The following is a 17,087-nucleotide window of genomic DNA, read 5'->3' as shown; positions in this document are numbered from 1 at the left end:
CCGACTCGTCGAAATCATCACGCGCGATTGCCTGATCGGCGTTGCGCTACCCAAGCCGGGGGTGACGACCAACGCCATCACCCATACCCGTCCGGCCGTCCACCCCGTCGACGACTGATGCGAGCCAAGAGATGAGCACCGCACACACCCCGAAGCCCGCCGAGGACGCAGTCGTCGCGATGCTGACGAAAATTGTTGAGCGCAACCAGGTTTGGAGGCGCATGGCAGCCAAGTACGGCGTCGACAACCCGGTACCACCCTGGCAGACGAGCCTGGACGGGATCTGTGATGCGCTCGACCACAGCGACCGCGGCGCGCAGCTGCTCGGTTTCGCCGATCGCCGCGACGAGGAGGACGCCCTGTCGGCGACGGTCTACTCGGACCTGCCCTATCCGGAGAACCGCTTGGTGGCGTTGGTCGTCACCCCCGGCTTGGGTAGCGCAACGCCGATCAGGCAATCGCGCGTGATGATTTCGACGAGTCGGTCCTCGGTCCATCCCTGCGTTCCGTCCGGGCGGACGGGCATCACCATGAACCGGTGCTTCTGGTTGGAATCTTCCACCCGGATCTCGACGTCTTCCGGAAGGATCAGGCCGAATTCCGCGAGTACCTGGCGCGGCCAGCGCACGATGCGACGGCGATAATTGGGTGTGCGATACCACTCCGGCGAATTACCCAGGATCGGGCGCGGGTAGCACGAGCACAGCGTGCAGACGATCACATGATGCAGCGTCGGGGTGTCCTCGAGCACGTGCAGGGCGGTGAAGTCGCTCGGTGTTCCGAATCCGGTCGGTTGCAGCCAGTCGACACCGACCTCCTTGCTGGCGGCGAGCGCATCCGAGCGCACCAGCTCCTTGAAGTCGGGGTCGAGCCAGGCCCTCGCCACCAGGCGCGCCGCGGGAGTGGGGCCGATCTGTTCGGCGAATTCGGTGAAGCGGCGATGATCCTCGGCGGTGAATATCCCCTTCTCGATGCACAATTCACGCAGCGCGATCTCGAGGACTTCGAAGTCGGTGATCTCGTCCACCATGGGTGCGGCGGTGCGCTCGTGGTCGTGCTCGTGGGCGGTCATGCTGCGGTCCTTTCCGACGCTATTCGGCCGAGGCGAGCCACCGCTCGGGGAGCTCGGTCTGCAGCGTGTCATTGCCTGGTCCGGTGTAGCCATGCCACAACTCGGAGAGGTTGAACCGAACGATGTAGAACCATTCGGGTTGTTGGGCTGGCCCGTCCCAGGTTTCGTCCTCGGCGGCGGGGCTTTCATAGGACACGACCGCGACCTCGCCCGTCGCGCCGCGCACGTACTCCTGGGTGCGGGTGTAGAGCAGCACGGGCAGATCCCGCACCACGACCTTGTCGCCGACGCTGAACTTCGGCGTGCCGGCCTGGCCGGCGAACACCTGTGGGTCGCCTTTGCCGACGGCGTGGAGGTGGTGCCGGTTGCGGGTGACGGCGGCGGGGTCACCCTCGGACTTGGGCTTGGCCTGCAAGGCATTTCCGCGCACGCCTTCCGCATAGCGGGCCTTGACCTCGGCCATGCGTTCGGCCAATTCGCTGAGGCCGACGTGGTGCTTCTCGGCGAGGACACGTGCGACCGCCAGCAGCCACCGCCCGTAGTAGGGGAGGCCGAGATAGATGGTGCGGCCCAGGTCGACGTTGCCCATCCGGCGTCGTTCCTCGGACAACCAGATCCCACGCCAGCCGAGCACCTCGCACAGGACGTAGGTGTTGTGCTCCCAGATCTCGTACTGCTTGTTCTCGTATTCGATGGGCGCGTCCGGCTCGCCGCCGACGTCGTGCGGAGTCTTGACGTACGCCCTGAACCGTTCGTGGTCAATGAGATCCGGCGTGGGAGCGTCGGGGAGTTCGGGGTAGGAGGACTGCAGCCGGGCTATCAGGTCGAGCTGTGCCGCTCGGTCCGACGGAGTCGTCATCCCAGCTCCATTCGTCACGGACTAGTGCAGCGCCTGCATACACTTCACTCCTCCCGCGAACATTGCGCAACCACAAAGCGAATTCGCCACTATTGCGGTCTCCGGTAATGTCACCAGGATGGAGCGGCGCGTCCTGGAAGCGGTCATTTACGAACGCGAACCGCCGATTGCGCGGATCATTCTGAACCGGGTGGACAAGGCCAACACGAAAGACGCGGTGCTGGTCGGCGAGGTCGACAGCTGCCTGCACGAGGCTGACCGCGATAAGGACATCAAGGTCGTCATCCTAAAGGCGAACGGCAAGGGATTCTGCGGCGGCCATGTGGCACGCTGGGATCCGGACGAGAACCCCTATCCGGATTTCGGGGACACCTTCGAGGATCTGTACAAGGGCACCGCCGATCTCTTTTTATGGCCGACGCTGTATCTGTGGGAATTCCCCAAGCCGACCATCTCGCAAATCCACGGTTATTGCATGGGCGGCGGAATCTATCTCGGCTTGCTGACCGACTTCTGTGTCGCTTCCGAGGACGCGTATTTCCAGATGCCACTTGCCCAAAGCCTCGGCGAGCCCGGCGGTCACACGATGATCGAGCCGTGGCTGCTGATGAATTGGCACCGCACCATGGACTGGCTGCTGCTCGCGCCGACCCTGTCGGCGCAGCAGGCCCTCGAGTGGGGCCTGCTCAACAGGGTGGTCCCGCGCGACCAGCTCGAGGACACCGTGGAGGAGATGGCGCGCAAGATCGCCCAAATCCCGTTGACCACACTGATGGCGGTCAAAAACAACGTCAAGCGTGCGTGGGAATTGATGGGCATGCGGGTGCATCTGCAGGTCAGCCACATCCTGACCAATATGGTCGGCGCCGCGACCGACGTGCAGGCGCGGCGGGCCGAGCTGATGCAGTCGGGCATGAAGCCGCGCGAGTTCGTCGACAAACCCGAGTCGCCGCCAACGTGACGGTGACCGCCTAGCGGCTCATCTCGCCGGCGAGCTTGCGTCCCGCCGCGTGGCGGGCGGCCACGTACCCGAACACCATCGAGCTGGCGATGCTCGCGCCGGCCCCCGGATACGTCCGCCCCATCACGGTCGCGGTGGTGTTGCCGGTCGCGTACAAGCCCTCGATCACCCGATCGTCTTCGCCGAGAACCTGGGCGTGCTCGTTGGTGATCACCCCGCCGCACGTCCCGACGTCGGCGGGGAGCACCCGAGTCGCGTAGTACGGGGCGGTGTCCAGCGGACCGATGGCGGCGTTCGGCCGGTATCCGGGGTCGCCGAGGCAGTCGTTGTAGGCCGACTGACCCCGGCCGAAGTCGGGATCCAGCCCCCTGGCCGCGAATTGGTTGAACCGCCGGATCGTGGCCGCCAATTCGTTGGCGGGAAGGTCGATCTCGTGGGCCAGGCCGGAAATCGTCGCGGCGCGCTTGACCGCGCCGGACTCGATCAGCTCGGGGGGCAGCGGCTGATTTCGCTTCAGGGGATTGGCGCTGGTGACGTATCGGCGCACGTATCCCTCGTCGAAGATCATCCAGCACGGCACGGCCTTGTTCGCATACATCGCCTTGCCGACCTCGACGTAGGAGTTGGACTCGTTGCAGAACCGCCTGCCGGCCGAGTCGACGTAGATGGCGCCGGGGCGCTGGCGTCCGGACCCCAGGGACGCGGCGACGGCACCGCCGTTGGCGATGAAAACCGAAGGCAGCCACCATGCCTCGTCCAGCAGGTCGGTCTCGGCGCCCAGCCGCATCGCCACCTCGAGCACCTCGCCCGTGTCGCCGGCGTTGGCGATCGACCACTTCCCTTCGTTGGGCTGGTCACCGCTGTACCGGCGGCGCATCTCCTTGTTGTGGCCGAAACCGCCGGCGGCCAACAGGACTCCCTTCCGGGCCTCCACGTTCAGCGGCCGCCCGTCGCGCATGACACGCACGCCGACCACCCGGCCGTCGTCGACGACCAGGTCGGCCATCGCGGCTTCGGTCCACAGCGGGGGATTACCGCCGCTGAGATCGATCAGCGCCTTGAGCATCTGAGCGATCAGCGACGCGCCGTTGGTGAGGAGCCGGCGGCGGCGGGCCCGCGCCAGGGCGGTGCGCAGGAACACCCGCGTTGCGACGGCGAAGGCGCGGGGCGCGCGGTTGAAATACTGAACGGACCGTAATTCGTTGGTCAGCACCACATATCCGTAGTTCTTGGCCAGCGGCGGCTGCACCTTGTCGCGCCACACGCCGAGCCTCGCCGCATCGAACGGGATGCCCTCGACGGCGCGTCCGGACGCATTGCCGCCCTTGTGGTTCGGGTAGTAGTCGCTCCAGCCCGCACACCGGATCAGTCGGACACCCTTGCGGGTGAGGAAGTTGATCATCTCGAAGCCGGCGCTGAGGAACATCTCGCGTCGCTCCGGGGAGGAGGGTGCGCCGATGTCGCCGACCACGTCGGCCAGATAGGCCAGCCCGTCCTCGTGTGAGTCAGCGATGCCGTCCGCCCGCATCAACGGGTTGTTCGGCAGCCAGACGATGCCGCCCGACAACCCCGTCGAGCCGCCCACCAGCGGTTGCTTTTCGATGACCAGCGGTTCCAGGCCGCAGTCCAGCGCGGCCAGGGCGGCGACCATGCCGCCCCCGCCGCTGCCGGCGATGACCAGGTCCGCGGAGTGGTCCCACCGGGTGGTCATGGCGCCTCCGAGCCGAAGCCGAGGTCGGCGATCGGTACATCGATGGTGGTGTTGGTCTTCTGGATGGCGGGCAGCAGGGCGGCATAGGGCAGGCCGGCCAAGAAACCGTCGATGACCCTTTCGAAATTCGAGATCAGGCCCTCGATCTGGTCGGACAGGCGCATGAATTCAAAGCCCTTGGAGTGCAACCCCTTCTGCTGCCGAGGCAGGTTGGAGAAATCCTGGGCGGGGATGGGCGGCCAGCGCGGATCGTCGGGCGCCATCGGTTCTGGGGGCCTGGGTTTGCCGGCCGACGCGTCCGCCGGGAACCGCGTCAGAGACCAGATCTCGAACAGCGTCTCCTCGGGCCCCAGTGGGCGGATGCGATACGAGGATGCGCTGCTGTACGTCGGCAGGATGAAGTGGTGTGGGAAGGCGAATCCGATCGCGTCGGTGATCCCGCGGCGCACCAGGTCGTTGAGATCGGGCATGCCGCTGCCGCGGGCGCGGTGCCAGTTGACGACGGCATCGTTGAGCGCGCTGCGCCACGCCGCCATCGCCGCGGCCGGATCGGCCGGCAACTCGATGTTTTGCAAGCCCTCGGCGATGCGGATGTCGTTCTCGTGCGTCATGCCGCCCATCCCGTTACCGAGCGTGCGCATGAAATACAGGCTGCTCGCGACGACGGGATGCACTGCCGCGGAAGGCTCGCCGGTTTGCGCGGACGGCAGCAGCTGCGGGTGGGTCTGCGGGACGTGGTAGCCCTCCATGAACGCCGCGGTCGCCAGCTTCCAGTTCACCGGCAGCAGGCACGATTGCCACCACTCCACGCGCAGCGAGTCCACCTGCCACGCGTCGTAGATCGTCGCGAACGGCTCCATCCAGTCACGCAATGCGGGCGCGTCGTCGTCGAGGTTGATCCACGCGCAACCACCCCACAGCTCGCAGCGCACGGACACCAGCTGCAGGTCGTCGTCGGCCATGTTCTCCGCGGCGAACTCCTCGGGCCGCAGGACGAACGTGTTGCGGCCGTCGATGCCCCAGCACCAGCCGTGAAACGGGCACACGAAGGTGCGCCGATTCCCGTTGCCCTCCACCAGCTTCACGCCGCGGTGGCGGCAGGCGTTGTGGTAGGCGCGCACGGTGTCGCTATCCACCCGCACCACGATGATGGACTCGTCGAGGATTTCGTATTCGACGAAATCGCCGGGCTTGGGGATCTCCTCGAGCCGGCACGCCATCTGCCACACCCGTGGCCAGAACATCTCCGCTTCCAGCGCATAGAACTCCGGGTCGTAGTAGCGCTGCTTGGGAATTCGATCGGCGGTCTGGACCGCCCACGGCACCGGTAGCGGCGTCCAATTCGCCCCCGGCCGACGCGGGGTTCGCGTGCTGGAGATCTCGTTGCCCATTCCTACAGCCATTTCGTCATCCCTTGTGTCACATCACAAGATCCGCGATACCCGTCCCTGCCAGTAACGGTCGCGGATGCGTCTCTTGTACAGTTTTCCGTTCGGGTCGCGGGGCAGGGTGCCGAATTCGACGGTGCGCGGGCACTTGTACCCGGCCAGGTGAGCCCGGCAGTATTCGACGAGTTCGGCCGCGAGCTCGGGTCCGGGCACCACGCCGTCGGCCGGCTGCACGACGGCCTTGACCTCTTCGCCGAATTCGTCGTTGGGCACCCCGAATACCGCCGCGTCGACCAGCTTCGGGTGCATGACGAGCAGATTCTCCACCTCTTGCGGGTAGATGTTCACCCCGCCGGAGACGATCATGAACGTGGACCGGTCGGTGAGATACAGGAAGCCGTCGCGGTCGACATAGCCCATGTCGCCGAGCGATCGCCACCCGCGGTCGTTGTATACCGATGCGGTCTTGGCGGGATCCTTGAAGTATTCGAAGTCGGGCCCGCCTTCGAAATACAGCTCGCCGGATTCGCCCACGGGCAGTTCCTGGCCATCCTCGCCGACCACGTGCACCGGGGCCATCGGGATCCCCACCGAACCGGGATGCGCGAGCCAATCCTGCGGCCCAATCGTGGTCCCCGCGAATCCCTCTGTGCCACCGTAGTATTCGTGAATGATAGGTCCGAACCACTCCATCATCCGGTGTTTGACATCGACCGGGCACGGCGCCGCCGCGTGAATGACGCACCGCAGGCTCGACACGTCATAGCGTTTCCGGACCGCCGCGGGCAACTTGAGCATGCGCACGAACATCGTCGGCACGAACTGCGCGTGGGTCACCCGGTGGGTCTCGATCAGACTCAACACCGTTTCGGCGTCGAACCTGCGCATGAGGATCGACGCGGCGCCCACCCGGCTGGCCGCCATGGTGTAGTTCACCCCCGCCGCGTGATACAGCGGCGCGGGGGACAGGTACACACTCGACGGGCCCATCCCGTACTTGTGGATGAGCGCCATCTCGAGGACCGACTGCGCCCAGGATCCGTTGCCGTCGGCGGGAAGCGGCCGTCGCACCGCCTTGGGCCGTCCGGTGGTGCCGGACGAATAGAGCATCTCCGACCCGTCCGATGCCGGTGGGGCGTCGCCCGCGGCCGCCAATGCGTCCTCGTAGCATCGCCAGCCCGGCAGGGGTCCGCCGACCGCGATGTGGGCGATCACCGCGGCGTTGGCCTCGCGGATGTGCGCGGCCAGTTCGGGCATCGAGGCATCGACGAAGACCGCCTTGGCGTCCGAATCGTCGATGACGTAGCCGACCTCGTCCGGCCGGAAATGGGTGTTGACGGCGGTGTAGTAAAGACCAGAAAGCTGAGCGCCCCAGGTTATTTCGAAGAACTCCGGTCGGTTCGGCAGGACCAGGGCCACGCCGTCGCCGCGGCGCAGCCCCACCTCGTGCAGCGCCGCGGCCACCCGTTGGCTGCGGGCATGCAGTTCGCCGAACGAGATCGCGCCGCCGTCGGTCACCAGTGCCGGCGCCTGTGCGGCTGCGATCGCGTGATCGGCGATGTTCACCGGTGGGCCTATGTCGCTGCGGCGCCGTCTGTCTGGGCGGCTGCCGCGGCCTGGCGGCGGGCATGCTCGGACGGCAGCACCTTGTCCTTGAACACGGTCTGAATCAGCTGCTGCACGTCCTTGCTGATCGAGGCGAGCGCGACCAGGTCGTTGGAGCTCTGCCAGTGCACCCGCATGCCCATCAGCTCCCAGGCCCGCTTCAGGTTGGCCTTGGTGAGCATCAGTGTGGTCAACGGTGCCTGGGCGATGTGGCGGGCGATCGCATCGACACGATCGTCGAGTTGGTCGCGCGGGACGACCTCGTTGACGAGGCCGACCTCCAAGGCCCTCTTGGCGTCGATCACCTCCGCGGTGAACAGGTAGTAGGCGGCACGACGCCAGTTCATGAACACCCAAGGCTCGATGGAACATTCGCCCGACGGCATGCCGAACCCCTGCAGCGGGGGGTAGGAGAAGTAGGCGTCCTCCGACGCGATGACGATGTCGGTGGTCAGCCCCATGTGCGTGCCACCGCCCACGCAGTAGCCGTGCACCTGCGCGATGGTGGGTTTGGCGAACTCCCACAGGTTCAGGGTGGGCTTGACGAAGAGGTCCGACTGCGCCTTCCACGGGTGGCCCGTCACCATGGCGTTCTCCACGAACGACGGGTAGTCGACGGCGTTGTTGCCGATCGCGTGCCCGGAGCAGAAGCCCTTGCCGTTGGCCTTGAGAACCAGCACCTTGATGTCGTAGTCGCGGTCGGCGTCGGCCAGCGCGGCGTCGACCTCCTCGGCCAGCTTCTGGTCCTGGGCGTTGGCCTTCTCCGGCCAGTTCAGGGTGATGCGGGCGATCGGGCCCTCTTTGTCGTAGATGATTCTCTCGCGGGTCTCGTTGAGATCCATAGGGCTTACCCTTCCCTCGTCGTGATGACGCCGATTTCGGCGCCGATGTCGTAGATGGTCCCGACCTGGCCCGTCCAGCGCACGGTGCCGGCTGCCCCCGCTTCGATCTCCTGTTCCACTTTCTCGGTGGCGATCACGTAGATGGGTGTGCCGGCCTCGACGTGCTCACCGGCGCCGACGAGCAGCCCGGTGAGTTCGGCCTCGGACACCGCCACGGAGACCCGGGGGATGCGAATGATGAAGTCAGCCATGCACCTTCGCCTTTTCCAGGGTGCCCCTAAACGTGGCGAGCGCCGCTGCCACGATGCGGGCCGGCGATGGATACACCTGTGCCTCGAGCGCCGCCGCGGCCGGGTTGGGCACGAACCGCGCGGCGACCCGCTCGATCGGCGCGGCGAGTTCGCCGAACAATTCGGTTGACAGCGTCGCGGCGATTTCGGCTCCCGGGCCGCCGAATTGGACCGCGTCGTGCACGGTGACGGCCCGGCGGGTGCGCCGGACGGATTCGACGACGGTCTCGACATCGAGCGGGACCAGGGTGCGCAGGTCGACGACCTCGGCGCTGACACCCTGCTCGGCCAGCATGACCGCGGCGGTGAGCGCATCGTGCACGCAGCGTCCGTAGCCGATCAGGCTCACGTCGGTGCCGGGCCGCTTGATCTCGGCCTGGCCCAACGGAATCGAGAAGCCGGGTTCGACGGGGACGGGCCCCTTCTTGCCCTGCAACCGGATGGTCTCGATGAACAGGCAGGGATCGGGATCGAAGATCGCCGACGTCAGTAGTCCCTTGCCGTCGCGTGGGGTCGACGGCACGATCACCTTCATCCCGGGGATGTGCATGAACCACGCTTCCAGGCTCTGCGAATGCGTTGCGCCGGTGGCCAGGCCGGCGTACACCTGGGTGCGAACGGTGATCGGCGCCGATGTGCGTCCGGCCGTCATGAATCGCAGCTTGGCGGCGTTGTTGATCAGCTGATCGGCGGCGATGCCGATGAAATCCATGATCATGATCTCGGCCACCGGCAGCAGGCCGTCGATCGCGGCCCCGATGGCCGCACCGAGGATCGCGGCCTCCGAAATCGGGGTGTCGAGCACGCGTTCGTGGCCGTATTTCGTCGACAGCCCCGCGGTCGGACCGGATGCGCCGGGATCGGCGATGTCCTCGCCGAGCAGAAACACCCGATCGTCGGCCGCGAGCGCCTGATCAAGCGCGAGGTTCAGCGCCTCGCGCATCGTCATCTCTTTGTCGTCCATGCCTTTACACCGGGTACTTGATCGGGGTTGCGTACACGTCTCGGTCCAGCTCGTCCGCCGACGGGGCATCCGCGTTCATCACGGTCTGCAGTGCGGATTCCACCGTCGCGAGCGCCTCGTCGTCGAGCCGGGCGAGCTCCTCTTCGCCGCACACGCCGGCTTCGGCGAGGCGCCGGCGGAAACGCGGCACCGGGTCGGCGGCCATCGCTTCTTCTAGCTGTTCCTTGGGTATGTAGGGCATCCGGTCGCCGAAATAGTGGCCGCGGAATCGGAATGTCACGCATTCGACGAAGGTGGGACCGGCGCCGTCGCGGGCCCGCCGCAGGGCCTCGTCGAGTGCGTCCTTCACCGCCAGTGGGTCATTGCCGTCGACGCGCACACCCGGCATCCCGTATCCGGTGGCCCGATCCGCCACCCGCTCGAGCTTCATGGTGTCGGCGGTCGGTGTCATCTCGGCATACAGGTTGTTCTGGCAGACGAACACCATCGGAAGATCCCAGAGCGCGGCCATGTTGGCGGCCTCGTGGAAGGAACCGGTGTTGGTGGCACCGTCACCGAAGCTCACCACGGTGACCCGGTCGAGCCCCTTGCGTTTGGCGGCCATCGCCAGCCCCACGGCCACCGGCGGACCGGCCCCGACGATGCCGGTCGAAAGCATCACGCCGACCTCGGGTTTGGCGATGTGCATGGTTCCGCCCTTGCCCCGGCCGGCGCCGACGGTGCGGCCCATCATCTCGCCGTAGATCTCCTCGAGCGGCACCCCCTTGCCGATGAGGTCGTGCAGCCCGCGGTAGGTGGTCACCAGCTGATCGTCGGGCCGCAGCGCGACACCCATCGCGGCGGCGATCGCCTCCTGGCCGCGCGACGGCCAATACACGCACATGAACTCCCCGGTGGCGATGCCCTGGGACAGCCGGTCGTCGGCCGCCTTCATCAGCACCATGAGAGCGTAGAGGCGCCGTTGGACGGAGCGGTCGTCGGTCATCGCGCAGTCCCGTTGCGGTGCAGTCTGTTTGAAGGCATCACGGTCATGCGCCCGACCATGGCTTGACCTTGAGGAAACCGCCGCCGTCCACGCGGAGTTGCTGGCCGGTGATATAGCGGGCGGCGTCGGAGGCGAGGAACAGCACCGCCTCGCTGATGTCCTCGGGCTCGACGTAGGGGATCGGCATCGCCTGGACGAACGGGAAGATGGGTTCGGCGTCCTCGCGGGTCGGTTCCTTCAGGTCTGGCCGGAAGGCGCGGTACATCGGCGGGCTGTGCAACATGTCGGTGTTGACGTTCGTGGGATGCACCGCGTTCATCCGGATCGAGAACGGGGCGAGCGCCAGGGCGAAGTCGTTGACATAGTGCGCGGCAGCCAATTTCGCGAAGGCATAGCCCGCCCCGCCGGGGCCGCCGTCGATGCCGGTGGTGTTCATCGACGACATGAAGGCAGCGTTGGAACCGATGACGACGATCGATGCGCCGGCCTGCAGGTGTTTGAGGCTGGCGTGGACGAGGTTGAGCACGCCCACCAGATCCACATCCACCGCGTCGGCGAAAGCCTTCGGCGGCAGGCCCGCCGTCAGAGGGCAGATGCCGGCGTTGGCCACCACGACGTCGAGGTGCCCGAATTCGGCGACGCCCTCGTCGATGGCCGCGGACAGGGCGACGCGGTCGCGGACGTCGGCGATCGCGGTGTGGACGCGCTGGCCCTCCTTCTCCACCAACCGAGCCGTTTCGTCCAGGTCCTCGGGGCGGGCCAGGGGATACTCATTGGTGTCGATGTCCGTGCAGAGGTCCACGGCAATGATGTCGGCACCCTCGGCGGCCAGCATCCGCGCATGTGAACGGCCCTGACCGCGCGCGGCACCACTGATCACGGCAACCTTGCCCGTCACTCTGCCCATCGCCCGTCCTTCGCCCGCGTATTTACATCACGACCCGCATTGGGGCCCAACGCCATTCGTCGTCACGACTGATATCACGGCGGAACTGAATCGAGTTCTCGCACGTTCGCGCCGCACCGCGGCACGCGGTCACCGCGGCGGGCGTCGGAATGCGACCTTCGGTCGGCTCCATCGCATCACTTCCACGAAAAACTGCGCTGACCTGCAGATGGGCTATCACTACGCCCAAGACTAGCTAGAATATCTAAAATAGCAAGGAATGGTCGCGACGAGGGGGTTGGCGATGTCTGACGTGCACGGCGGAGTCCTTCGAGGTGTGCGGGTGGTCGAGCTGGCATCGTGGACCTACGTGCCCTCCGCCGGTGCCGCCCTGTCGGACTGGGGCGCCGACGTCATCAAGGTGGAAGGCGTCGTCACCGGAGATCCCGGCCGCGCGCTGGTCGTCGGCGGGTTCACCCGGCAGGCGGCCCGCCCGGACGCCGATTTCATCCTCGAGCTGGGCAACCGCGGCAAGCGCAGCATCGGCATCGACATCAAGTCGGAAACGGGTCGGGAGCTGTTCGGCCGGCTGCTGGCCAGCGCCGATGTGTTCTTGACCAACTGGCTGCCCGGCGCACTCGAGCGGGCCCGGCTGACCGTCGACGACATCCGCGGGTTCAACCCGAAGATCATCATCGCGCGCGGCACCGGGTTGGGGGTCCGCGGTCCGGACCGCGACCGCGGCGGATTCGATGCGGCGACGTACCTGGCACGCGGCGGCGTCGCCTACACGCTCACGCCATTCGGCAGCGAGACGCCCGCGGTCCAGGGGCCCGGCTTCGGCGACCTGCAGGGCGGGGCGACGCTGGCCGGCGGCGTGTGCGCCGCGCTGTTTCACCGGGAACGCACCGGCGAGCCGACGATCGTCGACTCTTCGCTGCTGGCGCAGGCGATGTGGTCGATAGCGCCGTCGATATGTGCGGCCGACTTCTTCGATATCGAGGGGATCCCGGGCGCGCCGCCGGGCCTGGCCATCAATCCGCTCGTCAACCGGTACAAGACGAAAGACGACAGGTGGATTCAGCTGGTGTTCCTGCAGCCCGACAAATTCTGGGCGGGCTTCTGCGCGCGCATGGGCCTGCCGGAACTGGCCGACGACGAGCGATTCGTCCCGTCCAGCAACCTGATCGCCAATGCGGCAGCGGCCACCGAGCTGCTGGCGAACACCTTCGCGAGTCACGACCTCGCACACTGGCAGGCGGTGCTCGAGGACGAGCCCGGCGTGTGGGGTGCGCTGGCGACGCCCCGGGAAACCCTCAACGACCCGCAAGTCGAACCCAACGGATATGTGATCACCAATGTCGACGATCACGGTGAGAAATACCGAATCGTCGCCGCCCCAGTCCAATTCGATGAGACGCCACCGTCTCCCGCGCGTGCTCCGGAGCACGGGCAACACACCGAAGAGATCCTGCTGGAACTGGATGTCGACTGGGACGACATCGCCAAGGCGAAAGAGGACAAGGCGATTCTGTAGCGAGCCCGGTGGACACGGTCGGCAATTGATCGCGCCGTTTCACGGCCTGTTTCGCTACCACGTGTCGCGAATTTTGTTGATGAGCGGCCGATTCCGAAACGGTCACAGCCGGATATCAATGTCAATGATGGACTGGCACATCGCGTTGGATCCGCAAATCATTGCACAGGGCGCCTTTTGGGGATTGCGGCCGCAACGAAGCGCACGGATTCCTGCCGCTACGCGAGTAGTGGGTTCGTTAGGGCGCAGCAGGAGGTATCAACAGCATGACGACGAACTGGGTCCCCGCCCAAACTTCGTGCGGACCGAACTCCGGTCGCATTCTCGACACCGCACGGGGCATCCTCATCGGTCTTCGCCGGTGTCCTTCCGATGCCGCTTTAGACGAATTGCACAGCGCGGCAATCCGGCACAAAGTGCCGGTATTCGCCATGGCGTGGGCGCTCGTCCACCTGGCCGGCGACGGCGAGAAGACTCCCAGCTTCGTCGACGCGCAGTCCGCGGCCCGCCACGAGTGGGGACCGCTGTTCAAATCCGCCGCTCTGACCGGTTGAGCGCGCGCCAAGGCGTTGGGGCGGCCGAGCTTTCGAGGGGTAACCCGGCCGCCGCCAACTACAACAACATCGACGGCAACATCGACCCGAGAGCGCGCCCGGAGGGTGGCGTTTTCGGGCTGCGATTGCACTGGCCGACGCGGGGACGGGGTTTCCGGCGCTGGCGACGTGGGCGTGCGGTGACGCTGCCGGCGTCCGAAATCGACTACGGGATCAGGCTGTTCCGCTGAGCTCCTGCGGCGCACCGGAGCAGCACGGCCGCGCGTAGCGCGGCTATTTCGGCGGCGGCAGCTGGCGCGGGCCGTCCGGCGGATCCAATTCGGGCGGACCGTCCCGCTTCGTCAGCGCACGACGACGGCCGCCTTCCGCGGATTCCACCGACAAGCGGTCCGCATCGTCTGCAGCCCGTCGTGGCAAGGACGGGTGGGCATGGCGACCGGTTACCCGCCGGTGCGCTCGGCTGCCGGGTTCCTGTCGCGACGAAGTGACGAACTCCGTTCGTGCCGGAGGAGTTTCGGTGCTCGCGGGCGGTCCGGACAGCTCGGTGTCCGAGGCCTCGGAGTTGACCGTCACCTTGCGGCTGCGCTTGAGCGTGAACGTGATCTCTTCGGTCTCTTCGAGGACGCCTTCGAACACCTGGCGCGCGCTACGCAGTGGCTGGGTGGTGGTGTCGATCACCTTCGCCACGAACGGCGGCACCAGCGGGCGAATCCAGCGGGCCGCGGCCTTGGTGGCGTCCGGAATCGACGGGATCAACGGGGCATGCCGTTCCTCGTGGGCCTCGACCTCGCCGCCCGGCGGCAGGGGAGCGGGCAGGTTCTCCGGAACGTCCGGCGTCTGGGCATTACCCAGCCCGGCGACCGGTTCCGGCGCGGGCAGTTGGGTTAGGGCCCGGCTGGCCGCCTCGGCCTCGGCGGCGATCGGCAGATACACGTCGTCGTCGGCCGGCTCGAAGGCGCGCTGCGACGGCGCGTGCGCCGGAGCGTCCAGGGCTTCGGAAACCCGGCGGCGTTGCTGCTCGCGGTCGATCTCGATCTGCGCCTCGATGGCGAGTCGTGCCTGCGTGAGTTGATGCTCGGCCCAGAGGATTTCGGCCTCGCGGCGCACCTCGGCCCGTTTGACCGCGATGGCGGTGTCCGCGTCGAGTTCGGCGCGTTCGCGTTCGGCGCGCGAGGTGGCGCGGCGATCGTGGGTTGTCTCGCCTCGCCACAACCCCAGGATCAGGGGCGTCAGGTAGAGCAGGACGCACAGCGCAACCGTCAGCACCCGCAGGCTCATTGCCCCGGCCTCGGCGAGGGTGAGGTCATTCATCGCGACCCAGCGCGCGCCCAGGCCCCGGCCCGCTTCCGCCACGACGGCGTCCCGCGCGTCGCGCAGCGCCGCCTCCTGCCGCGAAATCGTGGCGTCCAAGTCCGGTGCGCGGCTGTCTCGGGCCGCCAGCGCGGTGTCCAGTTCGTGCTGGGCATCGGTGAGAAGGTCGTTGGCCGTGCGTGTTTCGGGTCCGGCCCCGGGATCCCCGGTGATCCGGGTCTGCGGGCAGCCCGGCGTCGGGTGGTACTCGCAGCGCGCGACGACCAAGGCCTTGTCCTGGCGGTCCCGGGCCTGCGTGACGGCGGCGTCGAGCGCCGCGCGGATATCCCGGGTCTGCTGTAGCGACGCCGATGCCTGCGCGACGGCGGGGGCGGATTCGGCGTTGCGCAATGCCCGTTCGTCGAGCCGATGGTCGATGGAGCTGGACAAAATCACCAGTGCCGCGAGCTCACCGACGACGGTGCCCAGCGCGGCCGCCACCGCGGCGCGTCCGACCACGCCGGGGCGGCTGCGGTCCGGCCCGGGGATCGTGCCGCGGGTGATGGCGCCGACGAGCAGGCCGAAGACGAGGGTGAACGGAACGACGACCGGCAGCGGCCAGCGGGCCGACCCGCAGATCGCCAGGGTCGCGACAAGCCAGGCCAGCACCGCGCCCAACAACGCGACCGCGCCCGCGACCGCATGGGCGGACCGTTCGTGACGCTCACCCAGCTCGCGCCGGTGTCCGCCGCCAAGCCAGATGAGCACGCCCGACAGCCGGTCCGTGCGCTGCTCAGTTACTTCCTGGGGCATGAGAATCCAAACACCTCCACCATCAAGCCTTGCAGGCCACCGCCCGACACATCGAATCGAAGCGCCCCGCCTGTGGCGCGCTTCACAAAACCCGTCGGATCGACGCAGATCGCTTACCCGGCACCGATCGGGTTGCCGCATTCATCGAGAGGTGTCCGGCGCGGAAATCCTGCGACGCGAGCAGATCAGCGACCGTTCCGGCAGGTGACATGAGACGGTATAAGCCTATGACGAATCACGATTATGTCACCTACGAGGAGTTTGGCCGCAGGTTCTTCGAGGTCGCCGTCACCCCCGAGCGGGTCGCGGCCGCGTTCGCCGACATCGCCGGCAGCGAGTTCGCCATGGAGCCGATAGCGCAGGGGCCGGGCGGGATCGCCAAAGTCAGCGCCAACGTCAAGATCCAGGACCCGCGGGTCACCCGGCGGCTGGGCGACAGCATCACCTTCGTCATCCACATTCCGCTCTCGATCGACCTACTGGTCGACCTGTGGCTCGATAAGCAGCGATTTGTGGTCTCCGGGGACATCCAATTGCGCGCGACCGCGCGTGCGGCCGAGCCGCTGTTGCTGATCGTCGACGTCGCCAAGCCCCGGCCCTCCGACATCACCGTCAACGTCTCGTCCAAGTCGATCCGCGGCGAGGTGCTGCGGATCCTGGCCGGCGTCGATGGTGAGATCCGGCGGTTCATCGCCCATTACGTCGCCACCGAGATCGACGCGCCCCAGTCGCAGGCGGCGCAGATCATCGACGTGGCTCAGCAGCTGGAGCAGGCCTGGCCCTGAGCGTCCGGGCCCACGAATACGCGCGACGGTGTCGGGGTACTCAGCCACGAATGTGTGCGTCGCCGGCAGATGCGGCGACGGCATTCTGATCCGCCAGGGGAGGAAGACTTTGGCTCGCGTAGATGTGTCGGTGAAATCGCAGGTAGAACCGGAAGCGGCGTGGAAGCTGGCGTCCGATCTGGACCGATTCGAAGAGTGGATGACGATTTTCGCCGGGTGGCGGGGCCCGGTGCCCGACAAGATCGAGAAAGGCACCTGTGTCTCGTCGTGCGTCAAGGTCAAGGGCTTTCGCAACGTCATCCACTGGAAGGTCACCCGGTACGACGAGCCGAAAGCGATTGAGCTGCAGGGCCGCGGACGCGGCGGCATCCGCCTCACGGTGGCGATGACCGTCAGCGATGACCACCCCGGGTCGACCTTCCACCTCACCGCGGATCTCGGCGGCGGTTTGCTCAGCGGGCCGGTCGGGGGATTGGTCGCCCGGGTGCTGCGCTCCGACGTGCAAAAGTCCGTGAACAACCTCGCGGCCCTGCAGTAGCAGGTCT

Annotated in this window: 17 protein-coding genes and 2 pseudogenes; 8 read left to right on the top strand and 11 right to left on the bottom strand. The window is 66.9% G+C overall.

Annotated features, from left to right (window positions below; genetic code table 11):
* Window positions 1-118: pseudogene (locus tag A5708_RS26805) on the top strand (thiocyanate hydrolase subunit gamma); the annotation flags it as partial.
* Window positions 119-131: 13 nt separating this feature from the next.
* A pseudogene (locus A5708_RS27985) lies at window positions 132-416 on the top strand (thiocyanate hydrolase); the annotation flags it as partial.
* Here A5708_RS27985 and scnC read toward each other — a convergent pair.
* Window positions 389-1,072, bottom strand: a complete 684-nt coding sequence (gene scnC / locus A5708_RS13460; protein ID WP_065029108.1) for a thiocyanate hydrolase subunit gamma — start codon at window positions 1,070-1,072, stop codon at window positions 389-391. The pseudogene A5708_RS27985 and the gene scnC sit on opposite strands and share 28 nt — an antisense overlap.
* A gap of 19 nt (window positions 1,073-1,091) precedes the next feature.
* Complete coding sequence (locus A5708_RS13455) at window positions 1,092-1,931, bottom strand: SH3-like domain-containing protein (protein WP_065029107.1); 840 nt, start codon at window positions 1,929-1,931, stop codon at window positions 1,092-1,094.
* A 118-nt stretch (window positions 1,932-2,049) separates the two neighbouring features.
* Between A5708_RS13455 and A5708_RS13450 the strand changes: the two genes are divergently transcribed.
* Window positions 2,050-2,892, top strand: a complete 843-nt coding sequence (locus A5708_RS13450; RefSeq protein ID WP_065029106.1) for an enoyl-CoA hydratase-related protein — start codon at window positions 2,050-2,052, stop codon at window positions 2,890-2,892.
* 10 nt (window positions 2,893-2,902) lie between these two features.
* Here the strand turns inward: A5708_RS13450 and A5708_RS13445 are convergent, their stop codons facing one another.
* From A5708_RS13445 to A5708_RS13410, 8 genes are read right to left on the bottom strand one after another with little or no spacing between them, the layout of a single operon-like run.
* Window positions 2,903-4,603: an FAD-binding protein gene (locus A5708_RS13445; protein ID WP_065029105.1), complete on the bottom strand. Its 1,701-nt coding sequence runs from the start codon at window positions 4,601-4,603 to the stop codon at window positions 2,903-2,905.
* Window positions 4,600-5,994, bottom strand: coding sequence for an aromatic ring-hydroxylating oxygenase subunit alpha (locus A5708_RS13440; RefSeq protein ID WP_065029104.1), 1,395 nt, complete (start codon window positions 5,992-5,994; stop codon window positions 4,600-4,602). Before A5708_RS13440 ends, A5708_RS13445 begins: the two co-directional genes overlap by 4 nt.
* 33 nt (window positions 5,995-6,027) lie before the next feature.
* Complete coding sequence (locus A5708_RS13435; RefSeq protein ID WP_065029103.1) at window positions 6,028-7,557, bottom strand: acyl-CoA synthetase; 1,530 nt, start codon at window positions 7,555-7,557, stop codon at window positions 6,028-6,030.
* Window positions 7,558-7,565: 8 nt separating this feature from the next.
* A complete protein-coding gene (locus tag A5708_RS13430; RefSeq protein WP_065029102.1) occupies window positions 7,566-8,438 on the bottom strand; it encodes an enoyl-CoA hydratase-related protein in 873 nt (290 codons plus the stop codon).
* 5 nt (window positions 8,439-8,443) lie between these two features.
* Window positions 8,444-8,689, bottom strand: coding sequence for a biotin/lipoyl-containing protein (locus A5708_RS13425; protein ID WP_065029101.1), 246 nt, complete (start codon window positions 8,687-8,689; stop codon window positions 8,444-8,446).
* Window positions 8,682-9,692, bottom strand: coding sequence for an alpha-ketoacid dehydrogenase subunit beta (locus A5708_RS13420; RefSeq protein ID WP_065029100.1), 1,011 nt, complete (start codon window positions 9,690-9,692; stop codon window positions 8,682-8,684). The genes A5708_RS13425 and A5708_RS13420 overlap by 8 nt, the downstream gene beginning before the upstream one ends.
* A 4-nt stretch (window positions 9,693-9,696) precedes the next feature.
* A complete protein-coding gene (locus tag A5708_RS13415; protein WP_065029099.1) occupies window positions 9,697-10,677 on the bottom strand; it encodes a thiamine pyrophosphate-dependent dehydrogenase E1 component subunit alpha in 981 nt (326 codons plus the stop codon).
* A gap of 43 nt (window positions 10,678-10,720) precedes the next feature.
* Window positions 10,721-11,584: a mycofactocin-coupled SDR family oxidoreductase gene (locus tag A5708_RS13410; RefSeq protein WP_065029098.1), complete on the bottom strand. Its 864-nt coding sequence runs from the start codon at window positions 11,582-11,584 to the stop codon at window positions 10,721-10,723.
* A 259-nt stretch (window positions 11,585-11,843) separates the two neighbouring features.
* Between A5708_RS13410 and A5708_RS13405 the strand changes: the two genes are divergently transcribed.
* The 3 genes from A5708_RS13405 (at window position 11,844) to A5708_RS13395 (ending at window position 13,884) form a co-directional block, all read left to right on the top strand.
* On the top strand, window positions 11,844-13,100 hold the full coding sequence (locus tag A5708_RS13405; protein WP_419538327.1) for a CaiB/BaiF CoA transferase family protein: 1,257 nt from the start codon (window positions 11,844-11,846) through the stop codon (window positions 13,098-13,100).
* A 266-nt stretch (window positions 13,101-13,366) separates the two neighbouring features.
* The gene (locus A5708_RS13400; RefSeq protein WP_064950012.1) at window positions 13,367-13,654 is read left to right on the top strand and encodes an ANTAR domain-containing protein; all 288 of its coding nucleotides are present in this window, start codon (window positions 13,367-13,369) and stop codon (window positions 13,652-13,654) included.
* On the top strand, window positions 13,651-13,884 hold the full coding sequence (locus A5708_RS13395) for a hypothetical protein (RefSeq protein ID WP_065029096.1): 234 nt from the start codon (window positions 13,651-13,653) through the stop codon (window positions 13,882-13,884). Before A5708_RS13400 ends, A5708_RS13395 begins: the two co-directional genes overlap by 4 nt.
* A 43-nt stretch (window positions 13,885-13,927) precedes the next feature.
* Here the strand turns inward: A5708_RS13395 and A5708_RS13390 are convergent, their stop codons facing one another.
* Window positions 13,928-15,757 (bottom strand): DUF4407 domain-containing protein, encoded by a 1,830-nt coding sequence (locus tag A5708_RS13390; RefSeq protein ID WP_065029095.1) that lies wholly within the window; start codon window positions 15,755-15,757, stop codon window positions 13,928-13,930.
* 227 nt (window positions 15,758-15,984) lie between these two features.
* On the opposite strand from A5708_RS13390, the gene A5708_RS13385 reads away from it, so the two are divergent.
* Both A5708_RS13385 and A5708_RS13380 read left to right on the top strand, forming a co-directional pair.
* Entirely contained in the window at window positions 15,985-16,542 is a 558-nt protein-coding gene (locus A5708_RS13385; protein WP_065029094.1) for a hypothetical protein, read from the top strand.
* A gap of 109 nt (window positions 16,543-16,651) precedes the next feature.
* Window positions 16,652-17,080 (top strand): SRPBCC family protein, encoded by a 429-nt coding sequence (locus tag A5708_RS13380; protein WP_196772627.1) that lies wholly within the window; start codon window positions 16,652-16,654, stop codon window positions 17,078-17,080.
* The last annotated feature ends 7 nt before the right edge of the window (window positions 17,081-17,087 follow it).

This window comes from Mycobacterium colombiense (assembly GCF_001672755.1).
GTDB lineage: Bacteria > Actinomycetota > Actinomycetes > Mycobacteriales > Mycobacteriaceae > Mycobacterium > Mycobacterium colombiense_C.
The sequence above is the reverse complement of the archived record's forward strand: the minus strand, read 5'-3'. Positions and strand labels throughout refer to the sequence as shown.

Bases quoted from the DNA above. Each gene is read 5' to 3' on its own strand.
- scnC (WP_065029108.1), bottom strand. From the start codon at position 1,072: ATGACCGCCCACGAGCACGACCACGAGCGCACCGCCGCACCCATGGTG.
- A5708_RS13455 (WP_065029107.1), bottom strand. From the start codon at position 1,931: ATGACGACTCCGTCGGACCGAGCGGCACAGCTCGACCTGATAGCCCGG.
- A5708_RS13450 (WP_065029106.1), top strand. From the start codon at position 2,050: ATGGAGCGGCGCGTCCTGGAAGCGGTCATTTACGAACGCGAACCGCCG.
- A5708_RS13445 (WP_065029105.1), bottom strand. From the start codon at position 4,603: ATGACCACCCGGTGGGACCACTCCGCGGACCTGGTCATCGCCGGCAGC.
- A5708_RS13440 (WP_065029104.1), bottom strand. From the start codon at position 5,994: ATGGGCAACGAGATCTCCAGCACGCGAACCCCGCGTCGGCCGGGGGCG.
- A5708_RS13430 (WP_065029102.1), bottom strand. From the start codon at position 8,438: ATGGATCTCAACGAGACCCGCGAGAGAATCATCTACGACAAAGAGGGC.
- A5708_RS13425 (WP_065029101.1), bottom strand. From the start codon at position 8,689: ATGGCTGACTTCATCATTCGCATCCCCCGGGTCTCCGTGGCGGTGTCC.
- A5708_RS13420 (WP_065029100.1), bottom strand. From the start codon at position 9,692: ATGGACGACAAAGAGATGACGATGCGCGAGGCGCTGAACCTCGCGCTT.
- A5708_RS13415 (WP_065029099.1), bottom strand. From the start codon at position 10,677: ATGACCGACGACCGCTCCGTCCAACGGCGCCTCTACGCTCTCATGGTG.
- A5708_RS13410 (WP_065029098.1), bottom strand. From the start codon at position 11,584: ATGGGCAGAGTGACGGGCAAGGTTGCCGTGATCAGTGGTGCCGCGCGC.
- A5708_RS13405 (WP_419538327.1), top strand. From the start codon at position 11,844: ATGGTCGCGACGAGGGGGTTGGCGATGTCTGACGTGCACGGCGGAGTC.
- A5708_RS13400 (WP_064950012.1), top strand. From the start codon at position 13,367: ATGACGACGAACTGGGTCCCCGCCCAAACTTCGTGCGGACCGAACTCC.
- A5708_RS13390 (WP_065029095.1), bottom strand. From the start codon at position 15,757: ATGCCCCAGGAAGTAACTGAGCAGCGCACGGACCGGCTGTCGGGCGTG.
- A5708_RS13385 (WP_065029094.1), top strand. From the start codon at position 15,985: ATGACGAATCACGATTATGTCACCTACGAGGAGTTTGGCCGCAGGTTC.